The sequence below is a fragment of the Arthrobacter sp. 9E16 genome, from assembly GCF_002929435.1.
Classification (GTDB): Bacteria; Actinomycetota; Actinomycetes; order Actinomycetales; family Micrococcaceae; genus Arthrobacter_B; species Arthrobacter_B sunyaminii.
In genome coordinates, this window is record NZ_PJIU01000001.1 from 1,319,610 (window position 1) to 1,340,665 (window position 21,056).

25 protein-coding genes and 3 tRNA genes are annotated in these 21,056 nt (G+C 64.0%); 18 read left to right on the forward strand and 10 right to left on the reverse strand.

Annotation, left to right across the window (positions count from 1 at the left end):
- Positions 1–39 precede the first annotated feature (39 nt).
- The 3 genes from CXR00_RS06350 (at position 40) to CXR00_RS06360 (ending at position 3,663) form a co-directional block, all read left to right on the forward strand.
- Complete coding sequence (locus CXR00_RS06350; RefSeq protein ID WP_258060283.1) at positions 40–1,269, forward strand: hypothetical protein; 1,230 nt, start codon at positions 40–42, stop codon at positions 1,267–1,269.
- Positions 1,266–2,606 carry a DUF4041 domain-containing protein gene (locus CXR00_RS06355; protein ID WP_104053601.1) on the forward strand — a complete coding sequence of 447 codons (1,341 nt, stop codon included), beginning with the start codon at positions 1,266–1,268 and terminating at the stop codon, positions 2,604–2,606. The genes CXR00_RS06350 and CXR00_RS06355 overlap by 4 nt, the downstream gene beginning before the upstream one ends.
- A 187-nt stretch (positions 2,607–2,793) precedes the next feature.
- A complete protein-coding gene (locus tag CXR00_RS06360; protein WP_181032486.1) occupies positions 2,794–3,663 on the forward strand; it encodes a spermidine synthase in 870 nt (289 codons plus the stop codon).
- Positions 3,664–3,764: 101 nt separating this feature from the next.
- On the opposite strand, the gene CXR00_RS06365 is transcribed toward CXR00_RS06360, so the two are convergent.
- Together CXR00_RS06365 and CXR00_RS06370 are read right to left on the reverse strand one after the other, a co-directional pair.
- Complete coding sequence (locus CXR00_RS06365) at positions 3,765–5,195, reverse strand: NCS2 family permease (protein ID WP_104053602.1); 1,431 nt, start codon at positions 5,193–5,195, stop codon at positions 3,765–3,767.
- Positions 5,196–5,338: 143 nt separating this feature from the next.
- A complete protein-coding gene (locus tag CXR00_RS06370; RefSeq protein ID WP_104053603.1) occupies positions 5,339–5,980 on the reverse strand; it encodes an FAD-binding protein in 642 nt (213 codons plus the stop codon).
- A 297-nt stretch (positions 5,981–6,277) separates the two neighbouring features.
- Here CXR00_RS06370 and CXR00_RS06375 point away from each other — a divergent pair, with 297 nt between their 5' ends.
- Positions 6,278–7,270 (forward strand): universal stress protein, encoded by a 993-nt coding sequence (locus tag CXR00_RS06375; protein ID WP_104053604.1) that lies wholly within the window; start codon positions 6,278–6,280, stop codon positions 7,268–7,270.
- Positions 7,271–7,291: 21 nt separating this feature from the next.
- Here CXR00_RS06375 and CXR00_RS06380 read toward each other — a convergent pair whose 3' ends face one another.
- Both CXR00_RS06380 and CXR00_RS06385 read right to left on the reverse strand, forming a co-directional pair.
- A complete protein-coding gene (locus tag CXR00_RS06380; RefSeq protein WP_104053605.1) occupies positions 7,292–8,221 on the reverse strand; it encodes a cation diffusion facilitator family transporter in 930 nt (309 codons plus the stop codon).
- A gap of 13 nt (positions 8,222–8,234) precedes the next feature.
- Positions 8,235–8,594: a metallopeptidase family protein gene (locus tag CXR00_RS06385; RefSeq protein ID WP_104053606.1), complete on the reverse strand. Its 360-nt coding sequence runs from the start codon at positions 8,592–8,594 to the stop codon at positions 8,235–8,237.
- A gap of 158 nt (positions 8,595–8,752) precedes the next feature.
- Here CXR00_RS06385 and CXR00_RS06390 point away from each other — a divergent pair.
- From CXR00_RS06390 to CXR00_RS06430, 9 genes are all read left to right on the forward strand, one after another.
- A tRNA-Glu gene (locus CXR00_RS06390) sits at positions 8,753–8,825 on the forward strand.
- A gap of 59 nt (positions 8,826–8,884) precedes the next feature.
- Positions 8,885–8,958, forward strand: a tRNA-Asp gene (locus CXR00_RS06395).
- 58 nt (positions 8,959–9,016) lie between these two features.
- Positions 9,017–9,092 (forward strand) — tRNA-Phe (locus CXR00_RS06400).
- Positions 9,093–9,289: 197 nt separating this feature from the next.
- Positions 9,290–9,736 carry a pyridoxamine 5'-phosphate oxidase family protein gene (locus CXR00_RS06405; RefSeq protein ID WP_181032487.1) on the forward strand — a complete coding sequence of 149 codons (447 nt, stop codon included), beginning with the start codon at positions 9,290–9,292 and terminating at the stop codon, positions 9,734–9,736.
- A 57-nt stretch (positions 9,737–9,793) separates the two neighbouring features.
- Positions 9,794–10,348, forward strand: a complete 555-nt coding sequence (locus CXR00_RS06410) for an Asp23/Gls24 family envelope stress response protein (RefSeq protein ID WP_308470492.1) — start codon at positions 9,794–9,796, stop codon at positions 10,346–10,348.
- A gap of 71 nt (positions 10,349–10,419) precedes the next feature.
- Positions 10,420–10,611: a DUF2273 domain-containing protein gene (locus tag CXR00_RS06415; protein WP_104053608.1), complete on the forward strand. Its 192-nt coding sequence runs from the start codon at positions 10,420–10,422 to the stop codon at positions 10,609–10,611.
- Positions 10,608–11,003 (forward strand): hypothetical protein, encoded by a 396-nt coding sequence (locus CXR00_RS06420; protein ID WP_237688638.1) that lies wholly within the window; start codon positions 10,608–10,610, stop codon positions 11,001–11,003. Before CXR00_RS06415 ends, CXR00_RS06420 begins: the two co-directional genes overlap by 4 nt.
- On the forward strand, positions 11,000–11,584 hold the full coding sequence (locus CXR00_RS06425) for a DUF6286 domain-containing protein (protein ID WP_104053609.1): 585 nt from the start codon (positions 11,000–11,002) through the stop codon (positions 11,582–11,584). The genes CXR00_RS06420 and CXR00_RS06425 overlap by 4 nt, the downstream gene beginning before the upstream one ends.
- Positions 11,581–12,192 carry a hypothetical protein gene (locus tag CXR00_RS06430; protein ID WP_104053610.1) on the forward strand — a complete coding sequence of 204 codons (612 nt, stop codon included), beginning with the start codon at positions 11,581–11,583 and terminating at the stop codon, positions 12,190–12,192. Before CXR00_RS06425 ends, CXR00_RS06430 begins: the two co-directional genes overlap by 4 nt.
- 14 nt (positions 12,193–12,206) lie before the next feature.
- Here CXR00_RS06430 and CXR00_RS06435 read toward each other — a convergent pair whose 3' ends face one another.
- Genes CXR00_RS06435 through nadE form a run of 3 tightly spaced genes read right to left on the reverse strand, consistent with a single transcriptional unit; the run spans position 12,207 to position 14,734 of the window.
- Positions 12,207–13,061 carry a hypothetical protein gene (locus CXR00_RS06435; RefSeq protein ID WP_237685528.1) on the reverse strand — a complete coding sequence of 285 codons (855 nt, stop codon included), beginning with the start codon at positions 13,059–13,061 and terminating at the stop codon, positions 12,207–12,209.
- Between the two features lie 2 nt (positions 13,062–13,063).
- Entirely contained in the window at positions 13,064–13,867 is an 804-nt protein-coding gene (locus CXR00_RS06440) for an exodeoxyribonuclease III (protein ID WP_104053611.1), read from the reverse strand.
- Positions 13,868–13,909: 42 nt separating this feature from the next.
- Positions 13,910–14,734, reverse strand: a complete 825-nt coding sequence (gene nadE, locus CXR00_RS06445) for an ammonia-dependent NAD(+) synthetase (RefSeq protein WP_104053612.1) — start codon at positions 14,732–14,734, stop codon at positions 13,910–13,912.
- Positions 14,735–14,801: 67 nt separating this feature from the next.
- Here nadE and pyrE point away from each other — a divergent pair, with 67 nt between their 5' ends.
- Both pyrE and CXR00_RS06455 read left to right on the forward strand, forming a co-directional pair.
- On the forward strand, positions 14,802–15,371 hold the full coding sequence (gene pyrE / locus CXR00_RS06450) for an orotate phosphoribosyltransferase (protein WP_104053778.1): 570 nt from the start codon (positions 14,802–14,804) through the stop codon (positions 15,369–15,371).
- A 54-nt stretch (positions 15,372–15,425) separates the two neighbouring features.
- Positions 15,426–16,427 carry an alpha/beta fold hydrolase gene (locus CXR00_RS06455; RefSeq protein WP_104053613.1) on the forward strand — a complete coding sequence of 334 codons (1,002 nt, stop codon included), beginning with the start codon at positions 15,426–15,428 and terminating at the stop codon, positions 16,425–16,427.
- Positions 16,428–16,456: 29 nt separating this feature from the next.
- On the opposite strand, the gene CXR00_RS06460 is transcribed toward CXR00_RS06455, so the two are convergent.
- Entirely contained in the window at positions 16,457–17,209 is a 753-nt protein-coding gene (locus CXR00_RS06460) for an HAD-IIA family hydrolase (protein WP_104053779.1), read from the reverse strand.
- Positions 17,210–17,365: 156 nt separating this feature from the next.
- On the opposite strand from CXR00_RS06460, the gene CXR00_RS06465 reads away from it, so the two are divergent.
- The 3 genes from CXR00_RS06465 (at position 17,366) to CXR00_RS06475 (ending at position 19,629) form a co-directional block, all read left to right on the forward strand.
- Positions 17,366–18,019 (forward strand): RNA methyltransferase, encoded by a 654-nt coding sequence (locus CXR00_RS06465; protein WP_258059908.1) that lies wholly within the window; start codon positions 17,366–17,368, stop codon positions 18,017–18,019.
- A 162-nt stretch (positions 18,020–18,181) separates the two neighbouring features.
- Entirely contained in the window at positions 18,182–19,201 is a 1,020-nt protein-coding gene (fbaA, locus tag CXR00_RS06470; RefSeq protein ID WP_104053615.1) for a class II fructose-bisphosphate aldolase, read from the forward strand.
- Positions 19,201–19,629, forward strand: coding sequence for a DUF3151 domain-containing protein (locus tag CXR00_RS06475; protein WP_104053616.1), 429 nt, complete (start codon positions 19,201–19,203; stop codon positions 19,627–19,629). Before fbaA ends, CXR00_RS06475 begins: the two co-directional genes overlap by 1 nt.
- An 89-nt stretch (positions 19,630–19,718) precedes the next feature.
- On the opposite strand, the gene CXR00_RS06480 is transcribed toward CXR00_RS06475, so the two are convergent.
- A complete protein-coding gene (locus CXR00_RS06480; RefSeq protein ID WP_104053780.1) occupies positions 19,719–20,219 on the reverse strand; it encodes a DUF427 domain-containing protein in 501 nt (166 codons plus the stop codon).
- A 117-nt stretch (positions 20,220–20,336) separates the two neighbouring features.
- On the reverse strand, positions 20,337–21,029 hold the full coding sequence (locus CXR00_RS06485; protein WP_104053617.1) for a sortase: 693 nt from the start codon (positions 21,027–21,029) through the stop codon (positions 20,337–20,339).
- Positions 21,030–21,056: the final 27 nt, after the last annotated feature.

The window sequence follows — 21,056 nt, forward strand, 5'->3', positions numbered from 1 at the left end:
CCGATCTGGAAGGTTATTGTGGCACGTCGACGAGGTTTCTTGGCTGAAATACAGCATCAAAACAGGCTGGCAGAGCAACGCCAGCGCGCCGCTGCGCGGGAACAAGCGGCCGCCACACGCCGCAGCGAGCAGGCGATAAAAGCAGCACAGCGGGCTCAAGCGGCGGCCACCCGCGCGTCCGACGCCGATCGAAAGCGTCTTGAGAAGGAAGCCGCTGCTGCTCACGTGGCCGCGCAGCAGGCACAGGTGGACGAGCTTAATGCCAGACTCGCGGCAAATTATGATCGGGTTGACACGCTCCTTGAAGCAACACTCGATGTGGACGATTACGTCGATCTCAAGGATTTGCGACGTACCGTGGTCCACCCGCCCTTTGACCGACAGGATCTGCGGGACCCGATACCCGAGCCCCCGGTTCTTCCCGATCCTGAACCACCGGCATTCCAGGAGCCACCCGCACCCTCAGGAATTTTTGGCCGCAAGAGGAAGCGTGCTGAGGCGGAGGAAAAAGCGAAAGCAGCTTTTGAGCAAGAGCGGTCCGCATGGGAATACGAGATGAAGCAGCTTCCGGTAAAGCGCAGGCAGCAGACGGAAGAACATGCACAGCAGGAGCTGATCAGGCAGCAAACGCTTAAAACAGAAATCGAGCGATATAAAAGGGAATGCGAAGCGCGCGAAAAGGATGTTGCTGAACACAACGCCTCAATTGATCAATTCACAACGGATCTCAGCTATGGGGTGGTTGATGCCGTTCAGGAGTACATCGGCATTGTGCTCGCAAATTCGGTTTATCCCGAAGGTTTTGTTGTCGAGCACGAGTCTTCATTCGACCCAGATACAGCTGAACTCTCGCTGCGGGTTTTGATCCCTGGACCGGACACGATTCCTACCGTAAAGGCGTATCGGTATGTCAAAGCCAGCGATGAAATATCCCATGTTGCTTTGTCTCAGAAGGATGCAAAGAACAGATACTTGGGGATTATTCACCAAGTGACCCTTCGAACCTTACATGAAGTATTCGAAGCGGATCGACGGGGACTCGTGCAGAGTATTGCTCTGGAAATTGGAACTGAGACCGTAAACCCGGCTACGGGGAGAGAAACTTATATCCCAATGGCTGCAGTTGGAGCGTTCCGTGAATCGTTTTTAGAGTTGGATCTCTCTGCAGTCGTTCCAGCGGCAACCCTGGAGCATCTCGGTGCCACCGTCTCGAAGAATCCGCTCGGGTTGGTCCCGATTGATGGCTCTGGCGTTCGACGGTCGTCATGACAGCTGACAAAACGGGCTACACCTTCAATCCTCCCCCTGAATGGCCTCAACCACCTTCGGGCTGGAGGCCCCCCGCTGGTTGGCAGCCAGACCCGACATGGCCGGACCCGCCCGACGGGTGGCAGCTATGGTTGCCTGCGGAAGGGGCGGTCCCTGGTGCAGGAACAACTGCGACCGTTGCGGATACCGCCTCTGAGGTGGCAGCTGATGCGGTGAACGAGACCTCCGAGCTTCAGCTCCTGCAGGTTGAAAACGCGCGGTTACGACAACAGTTATTCGAAGTCACAAGTGCGGATGCGGGCCCTGTCGAGATGGATGATGCACGCGTACTCCAAGAGGTCGGAATATACAGATATCACCATCCCCTGGAGAATGCGACGGAGTTTCGGGAACGACTGGAAGTAATCGAATCGAAGATCGCCGAGTTGGTGAAACAGGGCGGCGCTATAATTAAGTCGAATTTTTTCACCTTCGACAACTCGCTGGCAAAAGGGCGTAAAATGTCCGATGACTTGTCGAGACTCATGCTCCGCGCCTATAATGCTGAGGCCGATAACAGTATTAGGTCCCTGAAGGTTGGTAATGTGGTTACCGCCAAACGGAGACTTGAAGCATCTCGCGTGGCCATTGCAAAACTAGGCGCATTGATGGAAATGCGGATTAGCGACGAGTTCCATGGACTGCGCACGCAAGAGATAGAACTGACTGCAGACTGGCTTATGAAAAAGCAGGAAGAGAAGGAAGCAGAAAGAGAAGAGAGGGCTCGGCTACGCGAGGAACGGCGCGTTGAACGTGAGCTGGCCGACGAGCGTGCCAGGCTCGACAAAGAACGGAGCCATATTCTTAATGCACTGCAATCTCTGCGATCCGCAGGCCATCAGGATGCAGATTTGGAGCAAAGACTCAGTATAATTGATGCGGCTATTACACAGAATGATTTCAGGGCAGCAAACATCCGAGCAGGCTACATCTATGTCATCTCCAATCGAGGAGCCTTCGGGCAGGATGTAGTAAAGATCGGTCTCACACGGCGCCTAGAGCCCACTGACCGTGTTGCTGAACTTAGCGGCGCATCCGTCCCGTTCCGCTTTGACATCCACACACTGTTCTTTTCTGAGGATGCCGTAACGCTCGAGAACGAACTGCACAAGCACTTTGCCGACCGCGCCTTGAATCGAGCCAATGCTCGGAAAGAATTTTTCTTTGCGAGCCCAGCTGAGGTGCGCGACGTGCTTATGGAAAAGGTAGGAAACTTGCTGGAATTCAGCGAGCACGCAGACGCCACGGAATACCTTCAGTCGGTCGGGCTCTGGCCGCAGCGCGTTACGGCCAACTAGAAGGGCAAAGAGCGGCTGGAACGGACGGCCCCGGAACGGACACCGGGAACAGTGGCCGGCAGTCCTAGGGCCCCGCGGCGGGCGGCAGCACCTCAGGCACTTAAACTGAGAGCATGACCAATACCCCTAGCGCAACGGCGTCGACCGGCTGCCTCCGGACCATTCCGGTTCTCCGGATGGCTGCCTGATGGGCCGGCAGCGGCCCGGAAAGAATCCGGCTCACTCTGCGGAAACGGGTGAAGCGCCTTCCGGTGGGCCGGTGGCCGGAACCTACCCGGTGGACACCGGAACCTGTGAACTGATCCCGGACCAGTTCAACCCCCACGGCTGGATCCTGAAGGTCAACGGAGTGCACAGCTCCCACATCGACGTCGCCGATCCGCGCCTGCTGGACTTTGAATACATGCGCTGGATCGCTGCGCTTGTGGACACACACTGGGAAGCCGACGCGAAGCTGCGCGCCCTGCACCTTGGTGGCGCCGCCTGCTCCATGGCCCGCTACTTTGCCGCCGGTTTTCCCAATGCCCGCCAGGTGGTGGTGGAACTGGACGGCCGCCTCGCCGAACTGGTGCGTGCCTGGTTTGACCTGCCGCGTGCACCCCTGATGCGGCTGCGCGTGGGGGAAGCCCGCGAGGTCACCGAAACCCTGCACGATGACAGCCGCGACCTGGTGATCCGTGATGTCTTCGCCGGTGCCAAAACTCCGGAGCGCCTCACCACCCTCGAATTCACCGCCCAGGCGGCGCGGGTACTGGCACCCGGCGGGCTCTACATCATCAACTGCGGCGACACCCCGGATCTGCGCGGAGCACGCCGCGAAGCCGCCGCGGTGAGCCGGGTGTTTGCGCACACCGCCGTCGTCGCGGATCCCGCGATGCTCAAGGGCCGGCGCTACGGCAATATGATCATTGCCGGCAGTGACGCACCGTTTGCCGGGCACCCGTCCCTGCCGCGGACCCTGCTGGGCGGCGGCGTTCCTGCCCATCTGTGGGATGACGCCCAGGTACGCGCCTTTGCCGCGGGCACGCGTCCGCTGACGGACGAAGAGGCGTCCTGACGGATTTCTGGCAGCAAAAAGGCCGTCCGTGATGCACAGTGCACCACGGACGGCCTTTTTCTTCATGCCCTTCGAAACCCGACTGCTTCGGGAACGGGGACTTAGATCCCGAGGGCTGAGGAAATTGCCCCCACGGAGAAGAACACCACGAAGGCTGCGGCCACCACATACATCAGCGGGTGGACTTCCTTGCCGCGGCCCTGGAAGAGGCGGATCACGGCGAAAGTCACGAACCCGGCACCCAGGCCGGTGGCGATGGAGTACGTGAACGGCATCAGGACAATCGTCAGGAACGAGGGAATGGCCAACCCAATGTCGCTCCAGTCGATCTTGCCAACCTGGGAAACCATGAGAAAACCCACCACCACCAGTGCGGGGGCGACAGCCTCAAACGGCACCAGATAAATCAGCGGCGTCAGGAACATGGCGACAATGAAGAGCAGGCCGGTCACCACGGAGGCCAGCCCGGTGCGGGCGCCTTCAGCGATGCCGGAGCCGGATTCCACGAAGATCTGATTGGAGGAAACACCCGCGGCACCGCCTGCAACTGCACCGGCTGCATCGACCAGGAGGACGCGGTCCACGTTCGGGATGTGACCGTCTTTGTCGACGGATCCGGCGGCGGACGCCAGGCCCACCATGGTGCCCATCGCGTCAAAGAAGATGCTCAGCAGGATCACGAAGGTCAGCAGGGACGCAGCGACGACACCAAGCGTCTGGAAGGAACCAAAGACGCTGACTTCGCCCAGCAGGGAAAGATCCGGGGCCGCCCACTGCGGCATGCTCGGGGTGACCAGCGACCAGCCGGTTTCGATGCCGGCGCCCTGGGAGCCGGGGGCAGCGACCATCTCGATGATCACGGCGAGGACGGTGGAGGACACGATGCCAATGAGGATGGCGCCCCTGACGTTGCGGGACATCAGGACGATCGTCACGAGCAGGCCAAAGACGAAGACCAGGCTCGGCCAGCCCAGCAGCTGGCCCCCGGTCCCCAATTCCAGCGGAACGGTGGTGCCGGCCGCGTCGGGGATGCGGCGGACAAAGCCCGCGTTCACAAAGCCCAACAGTGCAATGAACATGCCGATGCCGACGACGATCGCCGTTTTCAGGCTGGCCGGAACGGCCCTGAAGACCGCGGTCCGGAAACCGGTCAGGACCAGGATGAACATGGTCACGCCGGAGAGCAGGACCAGGCCCATGACGTCGGGCCAGGTCAGGCCCGGATTGGTTGCCACCGTTGCGGCGACGAAGGCGTTGACGCCCAGCCCGGTAGCGAGCGCAAACGGATGCTTGGCCCAGGCACCCATGATGATGGTCAGCACGCCGGCCACGAGGGCGGTGGCGGCAGCGACAGCAGGCCCGGACAGTGTGTTGCCTACGCCGTCCTGGCCGCCGAGGATCAGCGGGTTAAGGACCACGATGTAGCTCATGGCGAAAAATGTGGCCAAACCACCCCGGACTTCGCGGGAGACGGACGAACCCCGTTTGGAGATCTCGAAATACCGGTCCAGCTTTGAACCTTGTTTGAGCATGACGCTTCCTCTGAATGGGTCTTGGCGTGTGAGGGGAATCCCGCCATTCGATCTTATCGCGCGCCTTTGGTCGCATTACCGGGAGGACATATAAGGGTGGAGGGCCCGTAACGTGAGATTCATCGCGTCCGTCCGCGCCGGAACTAAGCGCTGCCGGTCCAAACCCCGGAACCAGAGTCGAAAGCCGCGCTGCGCTGAGCCACTTCCTGTCCCGCGCGCTTGGCCTGACGGACCAGTTCGCGGGTGGATGAAGTAACTGCTTCCCCCGCACCCACAACGTAGAGGCCCGCACTGCGCAGGGACTTGCGCCGTTCCGCTCCGGCGGTGAATCCGAGTGAGCGGAGCAGCTTTAGCACTGCCGGGCGCCCGCATCCGGCCAGCACCACGGCATCGGCCAGCAGCAGGCCCTCGGGGGTGCGGACCGCCCACTTGACGGCTGTCCGAGTCACCGGTGCGGGAATCTTGGAACCCCGCAGCAGGCCCACTGCCTGGACGGCAGTGCCGCGGCGGATATCCAAGGAGTGGCCCGTCGCGTAACCGTGCAGCAGGCGGAGCAGCTCGGCCCGTCCCGGCAGGCCGGCGGAATCCGTAACCGGCACATGGGCCGGTTGGCTGTCATGCGCAAGGCCGTCCAGGACAACGGACTCCACACCCCGGCGGTTCAATTCACTCACTACTGCCAGGCCGGTCAGCCCGCTGCCAATGACGACGGCGCTGGTCACTTCCGTGTGGATTCCCGCCTCCGGGGGTACTGCTTCTGCCGTGCCGTTAATTGTGCGGGTCACTGTTCTAACCACCGAGGCAACCCCCTGACGTAGATCAAGGCTGCGGGTCCGGCGCCTCTTCCGGTTCCGCAGATGCCCGCCCCGGACGGATGCGGGCAGGTTTTCCGGTTGTGATGCCCCGAAGCATATCCGCCTTTCGCGGTGCCGTGTAGTGCCTCTTTCGGTGTGTTTCGGAAGCCGTCTCTCTCCGGGGCGAGGCACTGTAGGCTACCCACTAAAGCGGTGTTTGGCGGCGTTCCTCCGGGACGCCGGCGGCCGTGGGCGGAGCGAGAGGGGTGCGGAACTGTGGGTAGTTCAATGTGGAGCGAAGACAGTGGGCTGGAGGCATCGACGGGCATCGTGGTGGGTGTGGACGGCTCCGACCAAAGCCTGTGTGCCCTCGTGTGGGCAGCGAAGGAGGCTCAGCGGCGCAGAAGCCCGCTGCATGTCGTCACCGCATATACCGTGCCCATCTTTGCGGCCTCGTCCATGGACGCCGGCTACTCGACCATGGATGACGCCATCATCCGTGAGGGTGCACAGTCCGTCCTGGACAAGGCCCTGGAGCGCATCAGCCGGTACAACATTGAGGTTTTTCCGCGGGTCGAAACCGGAGATGCGTCCGCCGTCCTGCTGGAGCTGTCCGAGGAAGCGGAGCTGATGGTGGTGGGGTCCAGGGGCCGCGGCGGCTTCGTGGGGCGCCTGCTGGGGTCGGTCTCCAGCGCCCTGCCGGCGCATGCCAAATGCCCCACGGTGGTGGTTCCCCTGCGCACGGCGGGACGGCTCCCCGAAGCCGGGGTCCGGCCGCCGTCCGGATCACCCACTACGCAGACCGTTGAGGACGTGGTGGTGGTGGGCGTGGACGGCTCCGAACAGGGGCGTGCGGCGTCCCTCGTGGCCGCTGAGCAGGCCATGAGCCGAGGACTGCCGCTGCAGATCCTCTGCGCACTGCCGCCCTTCAGCGGCTCCCTTGCCTGGGTTCCCGCCCCGCTGGACCTTGAAGCCCTGCACGAGGAAATCTCCGAGCAGCTGCGGGCAGGCCAGGCCTGGCTGCAAAGCCACTTCCCGGACCTGCCGATGTCCGTGCAGCTGCTCGACGGTCCTCCCGCCGAGATCATGATCGACCGGACGGCGGACGTGGAACTGCTCGTCATGGGCACGCGCGGGCGCGGAGGGTTCGCCGGCATGCTGATGGGCTCCACCAGCCAAAGCGTGCTGCATCATGCCAAGGGTCCGGTAATGGTGGTTCCCGATCACGAGGATCCGCGGCTGGCGGACCGGGCGAACTTCGGTTCCCTTCCGGAGGAATAGCCCGGACCGGGATGCCCGGGGTCAGGCGTGCTGCTGTCCCTCGTGCACGGCGTGCGTGGCCGGCTCCAGCTGGAACGTGCAGTGCTCGGTGTCAAAGTGCTCGCTGAGGCAAGTGGTCAGCCGGTCCAGCAGCTGGTCCATCCGCTCGGAGGTGAGATGGTCGTCGTCGACCACCACGTGTGCAGAGAACACCGGAACACCCGAGGTGATGGTCCAGATGTGGATGTCATGCGCATCCGAGATGCCGTCCACCCGCACAATGTGGTCCCGGATCATTTCGGTGTCCACGCCCTGCGGAGTGGCTTCGAGCAGGACATCGATGACTTCCTTCAGCAGCGACCACGCCCGCGGCAGAATCATCAGGGCAATCAGGATGGACGCCCAGGTGTCCGCCTGCTGGTAACCCGTGAGCATGATGACGACGGCGGATACCACCACGGCGGCTGACCCCAGCAGGTCGCCCAGGACCTCCAGATAGGCGCCGCGCACGTTCAGGCTCTCCTTGCGGCCGCTTTGCAGGACCAGCAGGGACGCGAGGTTGGCCAGCCCGCCCACAATCGCGGCACCGAGCATGAGGCCGGTGTGCACTTCGGGTTCCGATCCGAAGCGGCGGATCGCCTCCACGAAAATGACGGTGGCAATGACGATCAGCAGCACGGCGTTGGCCAGGGCGGCCAGGACTTCCGCGCGCTGGTAACCGTAGGTGCGGCGCTTGGTGGCGGGCCGGGTGGCAATCCAGGCTGCCAGCAGCGCGATTGAAACGCCGGCGGCGTCTGAGAGCATGTGGCCGGCGTCGGCAAGCAAAGCCAGTGAGCCGGAGAGCAGGGCACCCACTACTTGGAGGAAGACAACGCTGATGGTGATCAGGAAAACGATCAGCAGTTTGCGGCGGTGCCGTCCGGTGGCGGTTCCTGCGGGCAGTCCGTGACTGTGGCCGTGATGATCTCCCATGCCTTAAGGCTAACTACCCCCAGCCAAGTTCGTGCAGGCGCTCGTCGTCGATCCCGAAATGATGGGCGACCTCGTGGATAACCGTGATGCGGATTTCATCGACCAACTCATCCCTGGAGGTACACATCCGCATCAGTGGACCGCGAAAAATGACGATGCGGTCCGGAAGGGAACCGGCATCCCACCACGAATCCCGTTCCGTCAGGGGGGTGCCTTCGTACAGGCCCAGCAGCTCGGTTGCGGGGTCCTCTCCGGGCCCCGGGATGTACTCGTCCTCGATGAAGATCGCGACGTTGTTCATGGCGGCGGCCAGGTCCGCGGGGATGGTATCGATGGCGTCATCCACTGCGGTCTCGAAGTCTTCGGGAAGCATCTCTATGGGCACCTAAGCCACTCTAGCGGGGCGGTCTCCGGCCCGGTTACGGCGGCCGTTTTGCTGTTTGCCCAAACAGGCCCTATAGTTTTATGAGTCCACAGGGGCGCAAACGAACGGAAACTTCCGCTTCCAAGCGTTCCCTGTGTGTTCTAAAGGCCCCCATCGTCTAGCGGCCTAGGACACCGCCCTTTCACGGCGGCGGCACGGGTTCGAATCCCGTTGGGGGTACTCAGGAGTGGTAATCGGACCGGCAAAATGCTGGTAGAGTTTACACTCGTGAAAAGCAAGGCCCTGTAGCGCAGTTGGTTAGCGCGCCGCCCTGTCACGGCGGAGGTCGCGGGTTCGAGTCCCGTCAGGGTCGCTCAGATTTTCTGAAGCGATTTGGAAGATCTCGGTGATCATCGGTTGCGATGATGCCCGGCTCTGTAGCTCAGTTGGTAGAGCGTTCGACTGAAAATCGAAAGGTCACCGGATCGACGCCGGTCGGAGCCACCAGCTAAAACCCCGGACTTACGAGTCCGGGGTTTTTCTTTTAACTGTCCGCCGCTGCCCGCGGCGTCTTTGATTTCGGCTGCGGCACCCCCGGCGTCGCAACAGAACCCACACCCTATAACCGGAAAAACCCGGAGCTTCTCTTCCCAAAATCTGCGGGTTCCCGCTTGAATGGTCCCGAATCTACTTCGGAGGCAATGATGGCGACGGAAGATACACAGGCTTTTGTGTGGGAAACTGCTGCAACCCACCAGAGTGAGGACCTGACGGAAGCGCAGTGCTGGACGCTGTTGGCGGGCACGGGAACCGGGCGGGTTGCCTACCAGGACAACGGCCGGGTGCTGGTGTTCCCGGTCAACTACGTGGTCCACGACCAAGGCGTGTATTTCCGAACAGCGCGGGACGGCGTGCTGGGAGGTGGACCGGAGCACCAAAACGCATCGTTCCAGATTGACCACCATGATTCCGGGCGCATGGAAGGCTGGTCGGTTCTGCTCAGCGGCCGTGCCGAGCCGGTCACGGACGCGGACCTGCTGACCGAACTCTGGGGCCGCCGCATGGATGAGCCCTGGGGCGGCGGTCAGCGGGATGTTTTCATCGGCATTGAGCCGGGGCTCCTGACCGGGCGCAGGGTGGGGCGGCGATGACGGCCGCCCGTGGCCCTGCCTGCCCAAAGTGCGGACCTGCAGGATACGCTTTGCAGCATGGATGATGCCCAGAACCAGAACATGTCCGCGGCCCAGGCCGGCCTGGCCGGTGAGGGATCCGCGGATGCCGCCGCCCATCGGGCCCCCGTGCACGCACCTGCTCCGGACCGCACGGTAAATCCGGCTCCCGCATCGGTTCCCGATGCGGTTCCGCCAACCGCGGTCGGCGGCAAGACGGCCATCAGCGAGCAGGCAGTGGCCAAAGTTGCTGCCATTGCCGCCCGGTCCGTGGCAGGAGTTTACGCACTGGGCACCGGTTCCGGGCGTGCGCTGGGCGCCGTCCGCGATGCAGTGGGTGCGTCCAGCGCCACTCAAGGGGTCCACGTTGATGTGGGTGAGACTGAAGTTGCGGTTGACGTGACCCTCGTGGCTGTTTACGGAACCCCGCTGACCCGGATTGCGGACAATGTCCGTACCGCCGTTTATTCTGCGGTGGAATCGCTGGTGGGACTGCGGGTGGTGGAAGTGAACGTTGACGTGAATGATGTCCAGATTCCGGGTGCCGCCGAAGGCCGGTCCGACAAGCCGGGCTCAGGGTCCGAGTCCGCTTAGCGGAAGGGCTGCGGCAGTATCCGTTATAGGGTCGAAGAAGAGTTCGGGATCACCGTCATGAGGCAGGAACAATGAAACCAACCGTTACAGGCATGGCGATCGGAGCCGTTCTCGCCTTCACCGCACTGATTTTCGATTTTTGGGGCTTCCTGCTGATGGCACTGTTCATTGCAGCAGGGGCTTTGTGCGGGCGCGCCGCCGAGGGCAAAGTGGATTTCCGCACTGTCCGTGACGCGCTGACCGGACGCCGTTCTTCCTCGTGAGCTCCGCAGTCCTGCCCGCAGTTCCGGCCGCTGAACGCCAAGCAGGTCTCGCCGGACACAACCGGATCAGCACCCAGGCGCTGACCTCCACAGCCAAAGCCGCGGCAGCCGAGTTCTTTCGGGTTCCGCCGGCGCAGATCAGGGTCACCTGGTCCGATGACCAGGGCATGCTCGCCATGTCTCTTGCCCTGCCGGTTGCTCTTCCGCCCCTGAACCGCATCGCGGCTGATCCGAATCTTGTAAGCCGGGCCGGCGGATCCGTCTGGGACCGCGCCCATGAGGCCAAACCCCTGCTCAGGGACAGGGTTACCGAACTGACCGGCTCGCTCGTTTCCCGCGTGGACATACGCATTACCGGGGTCCACCTCGAGGAAGGAAGCAGGGTCCGGTGAGCAGCAACGACGTTCGCACGCGGCAGATCGTACGCCGTGAAACCCACGCCAGCCGGGCAGCCGCTTCCATAGTGCTGGTCATCCTAGCCATCATCTTCTGCCTATACGTCCTGCTGGAAGCAACGCTCCAGGCCCTCGGCCAGGATGCCTGGCTCACAGACCCTGCCGCCCTGGGCGCCTGGCTTTCCCGCCTTCCCGAGAACGCAGACTCCGCCATTCTGGGACTCAGCGGACTGCTGATCCTGCTGGCGGGCCTGGTGTTCTTCCTGCAGGCGGTCCTGCCGGGCAGGCGTCCGCGCTACTCATTGCCCAACCCGCGCGCCGCCGTCGTGGTGGACGCTGAAGTGCTGGCCTCTTCGCTGGCGCGCCGGACCCGCCTCACTGCCGGCGTCACTGCCGAGCAGGTGCTGGTGACGGTGGGCCGCACCCGTATTGACGTCCGCATCCGGCCGACGTCGGGTATCCCGGTCGATGAAGAGGCGGTGCGCGCGGCCGTGACCGAAGAGTTGGAGCTGACCGGCCTGGTGCCCCGCCCCGAGGTTCGCGTGCAGGTGTCTTCCGTGGGGGTGATCGGCCAGTGAACCGCACACCCCGGGCACTGAACCGCATCCTGCTGGGGCTGATCGGCCTGATCCTCATCGGGATCGGCGGCGGCCTGCTCTGGCTCACCCTCGACAGCGGTGCCGCCGGCAGCTGGCAGCGCTTCGCGCCTAAGATGCTGGAGCGGATCCAGGCTTTCGGGGCGGACACCGCCCTCCCGGGGCAGTCACAGAGCTGGATCTGGGTGCTGCTGGCCGTAGCCATGCTCGTGGCGATTGTGCTTCTCGTCCTCTGGGCCGCCGCGCAGGGCCGCGGCCGAACCGGAACCCTGGTGTCAGAATACGACGACGACGGCGCACCGGGCCGGGTGGCGATCAGCGGCGCGATGGCGGAGCAGGCCCTGCGCTCGGCACTGCAGGAAGATCCCGATGTGGCGGCTGCCGCCGTCAGCACCTATGACGTGCGGGGCAGCTCGGCCCTGCGGATTCGCATCAATCCCCGGCAAGGTGCGGCACCCCACCTGATCGCCGCCGACGCCACGCGCCTGGTGGAGGCGCTGGACGCCGCACTGGGCCGGGAGCCGGCGGTACTGATCAGTATCGATGCGGGCCGCAAGCTGCGCTTCAACCGCGAGGACCGCGTCCGCTAGGTAACCCGGCGCTCTTAGCTGGCGCGGGCCAGCTGGCGGATCGGAATCCAGCGGTTGGCCAGCCTCCGGTAAGAGGCGGCGGCTCCCGTCATGTCACCGTCCGCGAGGGATTCGATGCCCAGGCGGACGTCCGAGGGCGAATCGTCCGGGAACACCAGGTCCGCCACCGAGCCGTAGTCCAGTTCCAGCACTGCGTCCTCGGAGAAGATTTCCAGCCAGTTCGTCAGCTCGTCCAGCTCATCGAGCAGATCCAGTTCGGGTGCGGCGAGCGCCAGGGACGCAGTGGCGGCGCGTGCCCGCTCCAGGCACTGGGTTACGGGTGCTGCGAGCCGGACGGTCTGCACCTTGCCGTCGTCTTCCACCACCTCGCTGTGGTCATCCTCGTGGAGCAGCACAAACCAGCCGAACGGAACCCCCCATGTGGCGGATCGGGTGTGCAGGCGGGCCAGAGAGTCTGCAAAGGAGTCGGGATCAATTCGGGCGGCGTGCGCTTCGCGGGCCACCTCCGGTACCAGGACATCGACCAGGGGTCCGCGGATGCTCTCGCCCAGCGACTCGGCGGCCAGCGAAGCCCGGACCGCCAGCTGGTTGGGGCAGTACAGCCGGCGCGTTGAGCCCTGATGGTCCGGATAGTGCAGCACCCGCACCAGATCAGTGGAACTGTGAGGAAAAGGATCCGACACGGCACGGACCAAACGCCGCACGGCGTCGCTGCGTTCCAGGACCTCGGTCTCGTGGCGTCCCCGTGCCCGCTGCTCGAGGATGGCCAGCTGCTGGTCATCGTCAAACACGTCCAGCGGCTCATAGACACGCAGATGCGACACGTAGGGGAACGTGTGGTGCATGGGATCTCCGGGCCGCGGACTCATGGTCAGTCCAGCTCCACGATGACGGGGGCGTGGTCCGATGCGCCCTTGCCCTTGCGTTCCTCGCGGTCAATGGATGCGCCGGTGACCCGGGCGGCAAGCGCGGGGGAGGCTAGAACGAAGTCGATGCGCATGCCTTCCTTCTTGGGGAACCGCAGCTGGGTGTAATCCCAGTACGTGTACACGCCGGGTCCCGGAGTGTAGGGCCGGACGACGTCGGTGAATCCGGCGTCCAGGAAAGCCTGAAATGCTGCCCGCTCGGGCTCCGTGACGTGGGTGGCGTTCTGGGCGCGGAACCAGTCGATGTCCCACACATCGTCATCCTGCGGGGCGATGTTCCAGTCGCCCATCAGCGCCAGGGGCAGGTCCGGGTTGTCCTTCACCCAGCCTGCGGCCTGGTCCTTCAGGATGTCCAGCCACTGCAGCTTGTACGGCATGTGGGGGTCTCCCACGGCCCGGCCGTTGGGAACATACAGGCTCCACACCCGCACGCCGTTGCAGGTTGCTCCGATGGCGCGCGCCTCGGTGGCGGTGGTGGCTTCGGTTTTGCCGAAGGCTGGCTGTCCCGGGAAGGTGCGCTCGACGTCGTCGAGCCCCACCCGGGAGGCGATGGCCACGCCGTTCCACTGGTTCACACCGAAATGCGCCACTTCGTAATCGTTGTTCTCAAAAATCTCCCAGGGGAAATTCTCGTCCTTGGCCTTGGTTTCCTGAATCGCCAGGACGTCGACGTCGGAGCGCTGCAGCCACGCTTCAACGCGGTCTGCACGGGCACGGATGGAGTTCACGTTCCAGGTAGCAATCTTCACCCTTGCTACGTTACCGAATCCGGCGCCGGTTCAGGGCATGCCTCAGGGCTTCCACCACGTGTCCAGAATGCTGACGGGCACGGTGCGCTTGTGCCGGGTCATCAGGAAGCGGCGTTCAATCTTCTCCGCAGCCTCCTCCGGAACATCGCGGCCTTCCAGATAGTCATCGATGGTGTCGTAGGAAATACCCAGTTCGGTCTCATCGGTCTGGCCGGGGGCGTCATCCAGCAGGTCCGCGGTGGGAGCCTTGCGGATCAGGGCGTCCGGAGCCCCGAGCTCGGCCAGCAGCTGCCGGTTCTGGCGCTTGTTCAGGCCGAACAGCGGCAGGACATCGGCGCCGCCGTCACCGTACTTGGTGAAGAAACCGGTGACGGATTCGGCACCGTGGTCCGTGCCGATGACCAGCAGGTTGTGCTGGCCAGCCACCGCATACTGCGCCGTCATCCGGGCGCGGGCCTTGATGTTGCCCTTGTTGAAGTCACTGATCCGCTCGCCGGTCATTTTGACGTACTCGTCTTCATAGCCGTCCACGGCGGGCGCCACGTTGTAGACCCAGGAGAGGGCGGGCTGGATGAATTCCAGGGCGGCCTGGGCGTCAGCTTCGTCATGCTGGACCTGGTAAGGCAGGCGCAGGGCGATGAACTGTGCCTCGGTGCCCCCGGCGTTGAGTTCGTCCACGGCCAGCTGGGCCAGCCGGCCGGCGAGGGTGGAGTCGATGCCGCCGCTGATTCCCAGGACAAAACCGCCGGTGTGTGAGGCGGCCATGTAGGCCTTGAGGAAATCCACCCGACGGCGGATCTCAGCAGCGGGTTCAATGGTGGGCTGCACGCCCATTTCCGTGATGATTTCAGCTTGTAGTTGGCGCATGTGTTCCAGCCTATATCTCCCGTCACATCTGCGTCCGGGAAAGGGGTGCTCGGCTAGGATGGAGGCCATGACTGCGCCCGTTTCGCCTGCTGCCCGTGCCCGCCTCCTGGATCTGATCGGTGAGCTGGCGGTGGTCCGCGGAAAGGTCACGCTGTCCTCAGGCGCCGAGGCTGATTACTACATTGATTTGCGCCGCGTCACCCTGCACCATGAGGCCTCCCAGCTGGTGGGCGAGGTAATGCTGGACCTGATCGACGCGGCAGGCATTTCCTTTGAGAGCGCCGGCGGACTGACCATGGGTGCTGATCCGGTGGCCACGGCGGTGATGAATGCCGGAGCCCGCGCCGGCCGTCCCATCGACGCCTTCGTGGTGCGCAAGGCACAGAAGTCCTACGGCATGGGCCGCCAGGTTGAGGGCCCCGACGTTGCCGGACGCAACGTGGTGGTCCTGGAGGACACCTCCACCACCGGCGGGTCGGCGCTCACCGCGGTGGAGGGCGTCCGCCGTGCCGGCGGAAACGTGGTTGCCGTTGCCGTCATCGTGGACCGGGACACCGGATCGAAGGAGCGCATTGAAGCCGAAGCCGGCGTGCCCTACCTGTATGCCTTCGGCAAGGATGAACTGGGCCTGGAGTAAGGCCGCGGCCACCACGGCGGGATCCGCAGTGCCGGGCACGGGGACCGGGCAGCCGTGAGCGGGGATCCGGCAGAGTTCCTGCGGTCCGCCGAAGACCTCAAGCGGTTCTCCCGGCGCCGTTTTTTGGCCGGAAGCGCACTGGGGCTGACCCTGGCCGCGGATCTGTTGATCACCCAGCGGATCCAGCGCTACCGGGAGGATCTGGAAATCCTCCGGGTCCGGGACGAGACCGCGGAGCGGCGGTTTCCCACGGCCTCCTGGTTCCTGTTTCCCGGGTACAAGACCAGCTGGGAAGAAACGGTCTGGATCCTGAACTCCCTGCGCCCCGTGCTGGCCTCCCGCGGGCAGCTGGCCGGCGTCGGCTACTCCAACCGGGGGCTGGACGTCGATGACATTGTGGCCGCCGTCTACCGCTACATCCGCAACCATCAGCTGCGGCGCATCTACTTTTACGGCCACAGCTTCGGCGGCATGCTCGCCGTCCAGGTGGCGGCCCGGCTGCTCGAGCGCGGAGTCGCCGTCGAGCTTGTCATCCTGGACTCCAGCCCGGCCGGACCGCAGGACGTCCTGGACCGTGCCATGTTCGAAGGAGTGGTGGCCCTGTACGACGCCGGCTACCGGATTCCCAGCGTGGTCCGCGGCGGCTACGAACTGGGCGAGCGGGTCCTGCACAAGGACGAGCGGACGTGGCGGACCGTCGTGGATCAGACTCTGGAGCAGCTCTCGCCGCTGGCGCCGTCCACCACGCTGATCCAGTCCGAGGCGTCCTACATCTTCCACTACGACGCCCGGCGCTACGCAGGCGCCCTGGGCGGAACCTCGCTGGCGTTCATCGGCAATCCGGATGACAGGACGGTCAACTACTTCGGCGCCAAGTATGAATGGGCGGCGGTGTTCCCGCGCAACCTGGTGTCCAATGATCTGGTGACCGAAGGAGCCAGCCCGGCGCACGCCAGCCCGCAGTGGAATCCCGTGGTCTATCAGCGGGTGGTGCGCGAAGTGCTCCGGCAGTACTCGCCGCCGGAACAGGGAGGCGGCCTGAAATCGGTGTTTTGAGGTTGCATGCCGGCCTGCCCGCCGGCGGGTCAGACGGTGCTGATCAGGTCCGAGACTGAGTTGACGATCTGGGTGGGCCGGAACGGATAGCTGTTGATGTCCTCGCGCTGCGTGATGCCGCTGAGCACCAGGACCGTGGTCAGGCCTGCTTCGATGCCCGCAATGATGTCGGTGTCCATCCGGTCCCCGATCATGGCTGTCGATTCCGAATGCGCGTCGATCTTGCGCATCGCGGAACGGAACATCATGGGGTTGGGCTTGCCGACAATATAGGGCTTCATGTTGGTGGCCGCCGTGATCAGGGCCGCGATCGCGCCGGTGGCCGGCAGGGGCCCCTCCGGTGAAGGCCCGGTGACGTCCGGGTTGGTGGCAATGAAGCGTGCGCCGCCCATGATCAGCCGGATGGCCTTGGTAATGGTGCCGAAGGAGTAGGTGCGGGTTTCGCCCAGCACCACGTAATCCGGATTGGTGTCCGTAAGGATCATTCCGGCCTCGTGCAGCGCCGTCGTCAGCCCTGCCTCACCCACCACAAAGCAGCGGCCCGGCACCCCGGCGTTCTTGACCTGGTCCTTCAGGAATTCGGCCGTGGCCAGGGCGGAAGTCCACAGGTTTTCTTCGGGAACCTCCAGTCCCGACGCGTGCAGCCGTGCGGCGAGATCCCGTGGAGTGTAGATCGAGTTGTTGGTCAGGACGAGGAACCGCTTGGACGTCGCCACCCAGCGGTCAATGAGCTCGGCTGCACCAGGAATGGGATTATTCTCGTGAACCAGGACACCGTCCATGTCCGTCAGCCAGCACTCAATGTTCTCGTTTTCGCCCACGCTGTCCCTTTTCTTGCCGTGCGGGTCCGGCTGTGCACGCCGTGCTGCCGGTGACCCGTGATCGTCCGTCCCAGTCTTTCACCTTAGGCTTGTTGGGTGAAAGACAGCGCTGAACAATTGCCGGACCTGCCCGTTGAAACACCCGACACCGCCCCCACGCACCAGGTGGGCGTAGGACCGTGGGAAGGCCCCCTGCCGGAAGGGGATCACTGGGACCCGGAGCTCCTGGCCAACGGTGATGTCCGGAACGTCGTGGATGAGTACCGCTACTGGAAACATGACGCCATCGTGGCGGACCTGGACACCAAGCGGCATCCGTTCCATGTGGCGATTGAGAACTGGCAGCATGACTTCAACATCGGCACGGTGGTACGCACAGCCAATGCGTTCATGGCCAAGGAAGTGCACATCATCGGCCGGCGCCGCTGGAACCGCCGGGGCGCCATGGTCACCGACCGCTACCAGCATGTGCGCCACCACCCCACGGTGGAGGACTTTGTGCAGTGGGCGCACAGCGAGGGTCTGCGCATCATCGGAATCGATAACTTTCCGGATTCGGTGCCGCTGGAAACCTACGAACTGCCGCAAAACTGTGTCCTGGTGTTCGGCCAGGAAGGACCCGGGCTCAGCGCCGAGGTGCACGCCGCCGCCGACGCCACCCTGTCCATTGCCCAGTTCGGATCCACGCGGTCCATCAATGCAGGCTCCGCTGCGGCCATCGCCATGCACGGCTGGATCCGGCGGCATGTCTTCGGCCAGACGGTGAACTGAGCAGGGACCGGCTCCGCTCGGTCCCTTGTAGGCCCCGGCGCCCGTCCGCAGTCCGTTATGCCGTGACACGGCGCACTGCCGGAAGGATACTTATGGCTAGGATGTAGGAAGCCAATGAGGGCCCTGGCCCTGCCGTAGATCGACCTTTCACGAGGAGTCAGCATGCCTATTGCAACCCCTGAGATTTATGCCGAGATGATCGACCGCGCAAAGGCCGGGGGATTCGCATATCCGGCAGTGAACGTCACCTCGTCCCAGACGCTGAACGCCGCCCTTGCAGGGTTCGCCGAGGCCGGATCGGACGGCATTGTCCAGGTGTCCACCGGCGGTGCGGCGTACTGGTCCGGTGCCAAGATCAAGAACATGGTCACCGGCTCACTGGCCTTCGCAGCCTATGCCCGCGAAGTGGCGAAGAGCTACAACGTCAACATTGCCCTGCACACGGACCACTGCCCCAAGGACAAGCTGGACGACTTTGTGCTGCCCCTCCTGGCGGCCTCCGAAGCTGCGGTCAAGCGCGGCGAAGACCCCATCTTCAACTCCCACATGTGGGACGGCTCGGCGGAAACCCTGGAAGACAACCTGCGGATCGCCCAGGAACTGCTGGCCCGCACCCACGCTGCCAAGATGATCCTCGAGGTGGAGATCGGCACCGTGGGCGGCGAGGAAGACGGCGTGGAGAACGCCATCAACGAGAAGCTCTACACCACGGTTGCGGACGGTATGAAGACCATTGAGGCACTCGGCGCCGGCGACAAGGGCCGCTACCTCACCGCTCTCACCTTCGGCAACGTGCACGGCGTCTACAAGCCCGGCGGCGTAAAGCTGCGCCCCGAAATCCTCAAGGACATCCAGGACGCGGTGGGTGAATCGATTGGCCGGGAACGTCCCTTTGACCTGGTCTTCCACGGCGGCTCCGGCTCCTCCGCACAGGAAATCGCCGACGCGGTGTCCTACGGCGTCGTGAAGATGAACATCGATACCGACACCCAGTACGCCTACACCCGCCCCGTGGTGGACCACATGTTCCGGAATTATGACGGCGTGCTGAAGGTTGACGGAGAAGTTGGGAACAAGAAGCAGTATGACCCGCGCGTATGGGGCGCCTCGGCGGAAGCCGGGATGTCCGCGCGCGTAGTTGAAGCAGCACAGAACCTAGGATCGGCAGGCAAGTCCCTCTAATGTCAGATGAATTCCGCAAGAACCTGCTCGGCCCCGAGCCCACGTACCTGCCCGAGGAGTCCGACGTCGTCGCGCGCCTTGAAGCCGGAGACGAAGCCGTGGACCTGGCCGCGAAGCACCCCACCTCGTCCCAGGTTTGGGCCATTCTGGCCGACGAGGCCTTCGATGAGGGACGGACCATTGAGTCCTACGCCTATGCGCGGGTTGGCTACCACCGCGGCCTGGATGCCCTGAGGCGTTCGGGCTGGCGCGGTGCCGGTCCCATCCCGTGGGAGCACGTGCCGAACCAGGGGTTCCTGCGTTCGCTGTACGCCCTGGGCCGGGCGGCAGCGGCCATTGGCGAGGCCGAGGAAGTCGACCGGATCACCAAGTTCCTGAACGAGTCGGATCCGCAGGCGAAGATCGCCATTGAAGGGCGCGAGTCCTGATTCCCCGCTGATCCGTGCCAGAGGCCGGGTGCCCGACTTCGGTTGGGTGCCCGGCCTTTGGCCTGTCCGGGCCGCGCGGGTTATCGCTGTTACCAGCCGCCGGTGCCCGGCGCCCCCTTGAAAGGTCCCGTGATGCGCCCGGTAAGCCAGCCGCCGTAGAAGTCGCCGTCCTGTGGACGGACCTCTTCTCCATCCACAGTGCAGCGGTCCATCCTTCCGGGATACACCGCCACCCGGCTCGCCAGCGGCGCATAGCCGGTCACGGGATCGGGATAGGTCCACGCCGCATGGGCGGCCCGCTCGTTTCCCCCGACGACGTCGAAGTACGCCGCCTTTCCCTTGTACTCACACCAGGTGGATCCGGGGGCAGGAACCAGCGCATCCGGCGCGAAGTCCTCCAGCGGAATGTAGTAGACCGGCGGGTGGCTGGTTTCCAGGACCCGGACGGCTGACGTGGTGTCCGCTATCAGCTTTCCGCCGAGAAACACCTGCACATGCTCCGACGTCGGCTCCAGCCGCGGCGGGCGGGGGTAGTCCCAGACGGATTCGGCGGCGCGTTCCTGTTCCGGGTGCAGAGGAAGTTGTTCCATGATCAGCCCTTTCACCTGCCGGCCGCAGTCGGCTCCTCCCCGGGGTTTCGGTTTCTCCGGGTTATGCCGTGCTTCGGAGCTGTGGATGTTCGGGATGGGCGCTTCGGGGAAGAAGCTCTAGGGGGCAATCCGCGCATAGACAACGTAGTTGTCACCGAAGGTTCCGGTCTGGGGATCGTAACCGTCGCAGGTGATCAGGCGGAGTTCCGGCCCGTCGGTGTTGCCGTAGACCTTCTCGGTGGGGAAGGTGTCCTTGGGATACTGCTCGCCGTACATCACTGTGAAGACCGCGGTGGAACCGTCCTCACGCTGCACCTGAATCTCATCATTTGGCTGCAGTTCGCGCAGGTTCGCGAAGACCCCCGGTCCGCCGTCATCGGCGTTGACGTGCCCCAGAATCACTGCCGGTCCGGGGTCTCCGGGTTTTGGTGAATCTCTGTACCAGGCAGCGGGTGCTCCGGGGTTGCCGGGAGGCACTTCCAATGTGCCGTCTTCCCTCAGCCCCACCTGCATCAGGTCCGAACCTGCGGCAACGGACGGAAGCGTCAGGGTTCTGGGTGGTGCCGTGATCTCGCGGGCCGGCTCAGGGCTGGGTGTTTCTGTTGGCTCGGAGGTGACGGTGCTGCCGGTGGTCTGAGCGGGCGACGGCGGCAGCTGCCAGGACGACTTCGAGGGTTCCGGCGGCAACGCTTCAGCGCCAGGGCTGGTTCCGCATCCCGGGATCAGCAAGCTGGCTGTAATGAGCAGGCCGGCGGCGGCAGTTGCCCGAAGACTCCTGCCGCCGCCGGTCTCAGGTGTCAGTCGGCTCATGAGTGATGGAACCTTAGTCCGGCTGAT

Excerpts from the sequence above, each read along its gene's own strand:
- CXR00_RS06355 (WP_104053601.1), top strand. The coding sequence starts at position 1,266 with ATGACAGCTGACAAAACGGGCTACACCTTCAATCCTCCCCCTGAATGG.
- CXR00_RS06360 (WP_181032486.1), top strand. The coding sequence starts at position 2,794 with ATGGGCCGGCAGCGGCCCGGAAAGAATCCGGCTCACTCTGCGGAAACG.
- CXR00_RS06365 (WP_104053602.1), bottom strand. The coding sequence starts at position 5,195 with ATGCTCAAACAAGGTTCAAAGCTGGACCGGTATTTCGAGATCTCCAAA.
- CXR00_RS06375 (WP_104053604.1), top strand. The coding sequence starts at position 6,278 with ATGTGGAGCGAAGACAGTGGGCTGGAGGCATCGACGGGCATCGTGGTG.
- CXR00_RS06380 (WP_104053605.1), bottom strand. The coding sequence starts at position 8,221 with ATGGGAGATCATCACGGCCACAGTCACGGACTGCCCGCAGGAACCGCC.
- CXR00_RS06385 (WP_104053606.1), bottom strand. The coding sequence starts at position 8,594 with ATGCTTCCCGAAGACTTCGAGACCGCAGTGGATGACGCCATCGATACC.
- CXR00_RS06405 (WP_181032487.1), top strand. The coding sequence starts at position 9,290 with ATGGCGACGGAAGATACACAGGCTTTTGTGTGGGAAACTGCTGCAACC.
- CXR00_RS06410 (WP_308470492.1), top strand. The coding sequence starts at position 9,794 with ATGGATGATGCCCAGAACCAGAACATGTCCGCGGCCCAGGCCGGCCTG.
- CXR00_RS06415 (WP_104053608.1), top strand. The coding sequence starts at position 10,420 with ATGAAACCAACCGTTACAGGCATGGCGATCGGAGCCGTTCTCGCCTTC.
- CXR00_RS06435 (WP_237685528.1), bottom strand. The coding sequence starts at position 13,061 with ATGAGTCCGCGGCCCGGAGATCCCATGCACCACACGTTCCCCTACGTG.
- nadE (WP_104053612.1), bottom strand. The coding sequence starts at position 14,734 with ATGCGCCAACTACAAGCTGAAATCATCACGGAAATGGGCGTGCAGCCC.
- pyrE (WP_104053778.1), top strand. The coding sequence starts at position 14,802 with ATGACTGCGCCCGTTTCGCCTGCTGCCCGTGCCCGCCTCCTGGATCTG.
- CXR00_RS06460 (WP_104053779.1), bottom strand. The coding sequence starts at position 17,209 with ATGGACGGTGTCCTGGTTCACGAGAATAATCCCATTCCTGGTGCAGCC.
- fbaA (WP_104053615.1), top strand. The coding sequence starts at position 18,182 with ATGCCTATTGCAACCCCTGAGATTTATGCCGAGATGATCGACCGCGCA.
- CXR00_RS06475 (WP_104053616.1), top strand. The coding sequence starts at position 19,201 with ATGTCAGATGAATTCCGCAAGAACCTGCTCGGCCCCGAGCCCACGTAC.
- CXR00_RS06480 (WP_104053780.1), bottom strand. The coding sequence starts at position 20,219 with ATGGAACAACTTCCTCTGCACCCGGAACAGGAACGCGCCGCCGAATCC.
- CXR00_RS06485 (WP_104053617.1), bottom strand. The coding sequence starts at position 21,029 with ATGAGCCGACTGACACCTGAGACCGGCGGCGGCAGGAGTCTTCGGGCA.